This is a genomic window from Pseudovibrio sp. Ad26 (assembly GCF_001623285.1).
Lineage (GTDB): Bacteria > Pseudomonadota > Alphaproteobacteria > Rhizobiales > Stappiaceae > Pseudovibrio > Pseudovibrio ascidiaceicola.
Window position 1 is genome coordinate 1 of record NZ_LMCE01000151.1, and the last position, 610, is coordinate 610.

The 610-nt window shown below is 44.8% G+C and carries 1 protein-coding gene; it reads left to right on the forward strand.

The annotated features are described in order from the left end of the window. The coding region (locus PsAD26_RS26510; RefSeq protein ID WP_063312812.1) for a DUF1382 family protein at positions 1-182 on the forward strand (182 nt) is incomplete at its 5' end. Between the last annotated feature and the right edge of the window lie 428 nt (positions 183-610).

Genomic DNA, 610 nt, shown 5'->3' on the forward strand with positions numbered 1-610 from the left:
CATCTTCTGTTGAGTTAAGAACGAGTATCGAGATGGCACATAGCCTTGCTCAAATTGGAATCAGGTTTGTGCCAATACCAGTAGAAACAGACGAAGAATTTCATACGTTAGCCGCATCCCTTTCACAAAAGCTGGAAATGATGGTGGCGAAAGCAGAAGCAGATGAGAGAAACCAGGTATGACAACCACGGAATGCATTTTTCTGGCAGCGGGCTTCATATTCTGTGTGCTTATGCTTGCCGACATGGGACTTGTTCAATGACACCTCAGCAGGAAAACGCCCTTCGCAGCATTGCCCGTCAGGCTAATTCTGAAATCAAAAAAAGCCAGACAGCAGTTTCCGGATAAAAACGTCGATGACATTTGCCGTAGCGTACTGAAGAAGCACCGCGAAACGGTAACGCTGATGGGATTCACACCGACTCATTTAAGCCTGGCAATCGGCATGTTAAACGGCGTCTTTAAGGAACGATGAACATGAAAAGCAAAATCATCAGGGAGCTACAGGCTCCTTTTTTATTATTCGCATTCACCCTCAAGCGTATTAACCAACAGTTCAGGGATTAATGAAAGATGGCAGACATCATTGATTCAGCATCAGAAATAGAAG